The organism is uncultured Photobacterium sp., from assembly GCF_947039875.1.
In the GTDB taxonomy this organism is placed as follows: Bacteria; Pseudomonadota; Gammaproteobacteria; order Enterobacterales; family Vibrionaceae; genus Photobacterium.
This window is the reverse complement of record NZ_CAMRAN010000089.1, coordinates 1-5,856: the sequence shown is the minus strand read 5'-3', so window position 1 is coordinate 5,856 and position 5,856 is coordinate 1. Positions and strand designations below refer to the sequence as shown.

3 protein-coding genes are annotated in these 5,856 nt (G+C 42.0%); all 3 read left to right on the top strand.

Features of this window, described 5'->3' with window-relative positions:
- Positions 1-237: 237 nt before the first annotated feature.
- The 3 genes from Q0V26_RS17775 (at position 238) to rluF (ending at position 5,694) form a co-directional block, all read left to right on the top strand.
- Positions 238-1,311 (top strand): efflux RND transporter periplasmic adaptor subunit, encoded by a 1,074-nt coding sequence (locus Q0V26_RS17775; protein WP_297486309.1) that lies wholly within the window; start codon positions 238-240, stop codon positions 1,309-1,311.
- Positions 1,311-4,436, top strand: coding sequence for a multidrug efflux RND transporter permease subunit (locus Q0V26_RS17770; protein WP_297486307.1), 3,126 nt, complete (start codon positions 1,311-1,313; stop codon positions 4,434-4,436). Before Q0V26_RS17775 ends, Q0V26_RS17770 begins: the two co-directional genes overlap by 1 nt.
- A 166-nt stretch (positions 4,437-4,602) precedes the next feature.
- Positions 4,603-5,694 (top strand): 23S rRNA pseudouridine(2604) synthase RluF, encoded by a 1,092-nt coding sequence (gene rluF, locus Q0V26_RS17765; RefSeq protein ID WP_297486306.1) that lies wholly within the window; start codon positions 4,603-4,605, stop codon positions 5,692-5,694.
- The last annotated feature ends 162 nt before the right edge of the window (positions 5,695-5,856 follow it).

Below are 5,856 nucleotides of genomic sequence, written 5' to 3'. Positions count from 1 at the left end.
AGGCAGTGCCGGCAGATTTACAATCTGCTCCCTTTGGCCACTCGGGAACCCCACCACAAGTGCGGGGCGGATAATAACAAACATTTCAGCGCTGTAAACCTTTTTTATCATTATTATCGAGTACTTGCTTGATTTTTCATCAGTAAGCTAATTTTTGCTTAACTTTACATTTCTTGACGTTATTCATCCTTTAGTTCAGATATTATTTGGCTAGGATTTTTATGATGGTTTTAATAAATGAAAAAAATAGTCGTAGCAGTATTAGTCACAGCAGTATTAACAGGCAGTTACTTTTACTTTCAAAGGACGTCACATGCTGCGCAAGATAAGTTATCGCCAGCGCAATCGTCACGAGTTGTGTCTGTCACGACGGGAACGGTTAGCTCTTTAGCTGTTGCTCAATCACTATCATTAGTGGGTAAGTTGAAGGCTGAGCATGCCGTTAATGTTGCCGCAGAAGTTTCGGCTAAAATAAAAACAATAGCAGTTCCTGTTAATTCAACAGTGAAAAAAGGCCAACTATTAATCCAGCTTGACGATGATAAAGCCGTTGCCGCTTACGATGAAGCATTGGCATACCGTAATGATGAAAAGCGAAAGCTGACTGAATTTCAGCGGTTATTATCTCGTGGAGCCATTACTAAAACTGAAATATATGCTCAAACCGCCAATGCAAGTATTGCGAATGCACGTTTAAAAGCGGCTTTAGCGAATCTTAACGATCATGCTATTCGAGCACCGTTTAATGGCACCGTTGGATTATATGATTTTAGTCCGGGCCACATGGTAGCTGCGGGCGGTGCGCTATTTAATTTTGATGACCTTTCCTCTATGCGTCTGGATATTGAAGTACCAGAGCAATATATCTCCTCTTTAAAGGTTGGAATTAAAGTTACCGCTAAAAGCCAAGCGTGGGGCGATCGCGCCTTTGTTGGTAAAATTCAAGCCATTGATTCACGCGTTCAATCGGATTCATTAAATATTAAAGTACGGGTTGTATTTAAAAATAGTGATCATGCTTTAAAACCAGGAATGTTACTTGCAACAGAACTTAATTTTATTCCGCAACAACAAGCGATTATCCCCGTACAATCTTTAGAATATTCAGGCACTAAACGTTATGTTTATGTTGTTGATCCACAACAAAAAGTGCACCGAACCTTGGTCGAGTTAGGTGAGCGTATTGATAATAATGTTGTGATCAAAAAAGGTTTAAAAACTGGCGATCGTATTGTTGTGCAAGGACTGGTTAACATGCGCGATGGCATCACCATTAAAGACATTACCCCAGCTGTTGGAGTGGCGAGCTAATGTGGTTATCTGATATTTCAGTAAAACGGCCTGTTGTCGCCATCGTATTAAGTTTGCTGTTGTGTGTGTTTGGTATTGTGTCTTTCTCTAAACTGGCTGTTCGTGAAATGCCAGATGTTGAAAGTCCGGTTGTGACCATCATGACAACTTATGACGGCACATCTGCAACGGTAATGGAAAGCCAAGTCACCACCCCGATAGAAGATGAATTATCAGGGATCAGTGGTATTGATAATATTACCTCTGTTACCCGTAATGGTATGTCGCGGATCACTGTTGAATTTAGTATGGACTGGGATCTTACCGAAGGTGTCAGTGATATTCGTGATGCGGTTGCTCGTGCGCAACGTCGTCTTCCTGATGATGCTAATGATCCGATTGTATCGAAAGACAATGGCTCTGGTGAGCCGGCGATCTATATTAATTTATCGTCATCTGAAATGGATCGTACTCAATTAACCGATTACGCTCAGCGAGTTTTAGAAGATCGTTTTAGCCTATTAAATGGCGTCAGCTCAGTGAGCCTCAGTGGCGCATTGTATAAAGTGATGTATGTAAAAATACAACCGACACTTATGGCAGGACGAGGTGTTACCACCAAAGATATCATTAATGCGCTCAATGATGAAAACGTTGAATTACCCGGTGGTGAAGTTCGTAACGATCAAACAGTGATGTCGGTGCGTACTGCGCGACTTTACCAAACGGTTGATGATTTTAAATATTTGGTGATTCGTACCACAGAAGCTGGCACACCGATTTATTTAAAAGATGTGGCTGAAGTTACGGTTGGTGCTGAAAATGAAAATTCGACTTTTAAAAGTAATGGTGCCGTCAACTTAAGTTTAGGCATTGTTACTATGTCCGATGCTAATCCGCTTGATGTGGCTAAAGAAGTGCGTGCGGAAGTTGCCAAGATGCAACAGTTTTTACCGCAAGGTGCGTCACTGACGCTTGATTATGATGCGACAGTATTCATTGAGCGTTCAATTAATGAAGTTTACAGCACGCTATTAGTCACTGGCGCGCTGGTTATTTTGGTGCTGTATATTTTTATTGGTCAAGTACGTGCAACGTTAATTCCTGCAGTTACGGTGCCAGTTTCTTTAATTTCAGCATTTATTACTGCTTATTTCTTTGGCTTTTCAATTAATTTACTGACTCTAATGGCGTTAATTTTAGCGATTGGATTAGTGGTCGATGATGCTATTGTGGTGGTTGAAAATGTTTTCCACCATTTACAACGTGGAGAATCACCCTTATTAGCCGCTTATAAAGGCACTCGAGAAGTGGGATTTGCGGTAGTAGCAACGACCGCTGTGTTGGTGATGGTGTTCTTACCCATTTCTTTTATGGAAGGAATGGTTGGGCGGCTATTTACTGAGTTCTCCGTATTACTGGCGATGTCAGTGATCTTCTCATCATTAATCGCATTAACGTTAACGCCAGTGATGTGCAGTAAGTTATTGCAAGTGAATGTGAAGCCGAATCGGTTCAACCTGTGGGTCGATCGTCAATTTGATAAATTAGAAAGTGGTTATCGCCGTATTGTCACGGTGGCAGTTAAAAAACGGTTTGTTGCGCCAGTCGTGGTTTTGGGCTGTATCGTAGCCAGTGTAGGATTAATGAAAGTGATTCCGGCTCAATTGGCACCACAAGAAGATCGCGGAGTGTTGTTTGCGTTTGCGAAAGGCGCTGAAGGTACCAGTTACAACCGTATGATTGGTAACATGGATCAAGTTGAAGCGCGTTTATTGCCATTGTTAGGTAAAGGAGTATTGAAATCTGTCAGTATTCAATCACCTGCATTTGGTGGTCGCGCAGGGGATCAAACGGGATTTGTGATCATGCAATTAGAAGATTGGAATGATCGTTCAGTCGGAGCACAACAAGCACTGGGCATGATCAGTAAAACGCTGGCAGGTATTCCTGATGTGCGAGTGATGCCGATGATGCCAGGTTTTGGCGGTGGATCATCAGAACCAGTACAATTTGTATTAGGTGGCGCTGATTACCAAGAACTGTTTAAGTGGGCGACAAAGCTACAACATCTTGCTGAAGATAGCCCGTTAATGGAAGGGGTTGATTTAGACTATGCAGAAACAACACCTGAGCTATTGGTTAATGTTAATCGTGAGCGTGCGGCTGAATTAGGTATTCCAGTAACGGAGATCGCGGAAACATTAGAAGTGATGCTTGGTGGTCGCAGTGAAACAACCTTTGTTGATCGTGGTGAAGAATACGATGTTTATCTTCGCGGTGATGAAAATAGCTTTAATAGCTCGACCGATCTTAGTCAGATTTATCTACGCGCAAAAAATGGCAAGCTGGTTACCTTAGATACTGTTGCCTCTATTGATGAAGTGGCATCAGCACAGAAGTTAAGCCATAACCAAAAACAGAAATCGATCACGTTAAAAGCAAGTCTTTCTGATGGTTATACTCTGGGTGAAGCGCTTAATTTCCTTGATCAACAGGCGATTGATAATTTACCGTCAGATATTTCGATTGATTATGCTGGCGAATCACAAGACTTTAGAGACAACCAAAGCAGTATTGCAATAGTGTTTGGATTAGCGTTATTGGTTGCTTATTTAGTGCTTGCGGCGCAGTTTGAAAGCTTTATTAACCCGCTGGTGGTGATGCTAACTGTACCAATGGGTATCTTTGGTGGTCTGGCTGGATTATGGATAATGGGGCAAGGGCTCAATATTTATAGTCAAATCGGGATGATCATGTTGATTGGTATGGTGACGAAAAACGGTATTTTGATCGTTGAATTTGCTAACCAGTTACGTGACAAAGGTATTGAATTTGAACAAGCAATTGTCGATGCATCAGTACGTCGTTTACGACCGATTTTAATGACAGCGTTCACAACCTTGTTTGGCGCCTTACCACTGATTTTATCAACGGGGGCGGGTGCTGAGAGTCGTATCGCTGTGGGTACGGTGGTGTTCTTTGGAATGGCATTTGCTTCTTTGGTAACATTATTGGTGATCCCTGCGATGTACCGCTTGTTATCGGTTAAAACTAAATCACCAGGTTATATCGAAGCGCAGTTAGAAAAAGAATTGCAGCATGATTATGTTGGCCGTATTAGCCACGGAGACTTACCTAAATAAGTAATATGAGTCACGAGTAGTGAGTTTGCGAGAGTAAAGAAACTCGCTACTCGCTACTGGTCTCACAATCAGTTAAACTCCCCCTCATAACAACTATCGAGTAAGTAAACTACAATTAAGTGGTTTATTACCCTGATCGACCTAAAGCCCTTTATAGAAGAAAACCATGTCACAACATTCTACTGACCAACAGAGCCCAAAAGGGGTTCGACTTAATAAATTTATCAGTGATACAGGCTATTGCTCACGCCGTGAGGCGGACAAGCTGATTGATCAGGGACGTGTAACCATCAATGGCACTATGCCTGAAATGGGCATGCGCGTAATGGATAACGACGAAGTATTGGTTGACGATAAACCACTGCGCAGCAAAGAACGTCCAATTTACATTGCACTTAATAAACCGACAGGTATCACCTGTACGACTGAGCGCCATATTGAAGGTAACGTGATTGATTTCATTGGTCACCGTAAGCGTATTTTCCCTATTGGTCGTTTAGATAAGCCGTCTGATGGTCTTATTTTCTTAACCAATGACGGTGATATCGTTAATAAAATTCTACGTGCGGGTAACTCGCATGAGAAAGAATACGTTGTGCGTGTTGATCAACCGATCACGCCTGAATTTATTGAAAAAATGTCATCAGGGGTTGAGATTTTAGATACGGTTACTTTGCCATGTAAAGTGACGAAAGAAACGAATTTCTCATTCCGTATCGTGTTGACTCAAGGTTTAAATCGTCAAATTCGTCGTATGTGTGAAGCGTTAGGTTATGAAGTGTATAAACTTCGTCGCGTACGTATTATGAACATCACTATTGATGGCTTACCAAACGGTAAATGGCGTTATTTAACTGAAGCTGAAATTGCTGAAATTCAACAGTTAATTTCACAATCAAGCGGTACTGAAGAAGCATCAAAAACTGATGCTGAAGGCCGTACAATTGCTAAAGCAACAGATGCGAAGTTGTATGATCATCGTGCGCAAGAAGCACGTAATGAAAAACATGCCGCTGAGAAGCAGTTTAAAACTTACCGTGGTACTGGTGAGTTTAATCGTCGTCCCGATGGTGCGAACCGTAGCAGCCGTAATCAGAATGAAGAGCGTAATAGCCACAGTGGATACCGTACTGATGCGCCTCGTCGTAATAATGATGATCGTCCAGCGCGCACTTCTGCGCCAAGCCGTGATACTAAGCCAAGTTTTGGCGGTAAGAGCAACGGTATTAAGAAGTGGAAATCAAAGCGCGAAGAGTAACTGTGTGTTGTTAAGAAACTAGATAGTCAGTTTCAAGAATAAATGAAGAGCGATAGGCGAGAGTCTATCGCTTTTTTTGTTGGTGTAATCCCGTCATTCCCCGCGTGTTTGTTGTGGCTTAATGAACTTGTACACCTAAATAGGATAAAATACTCTTAATAT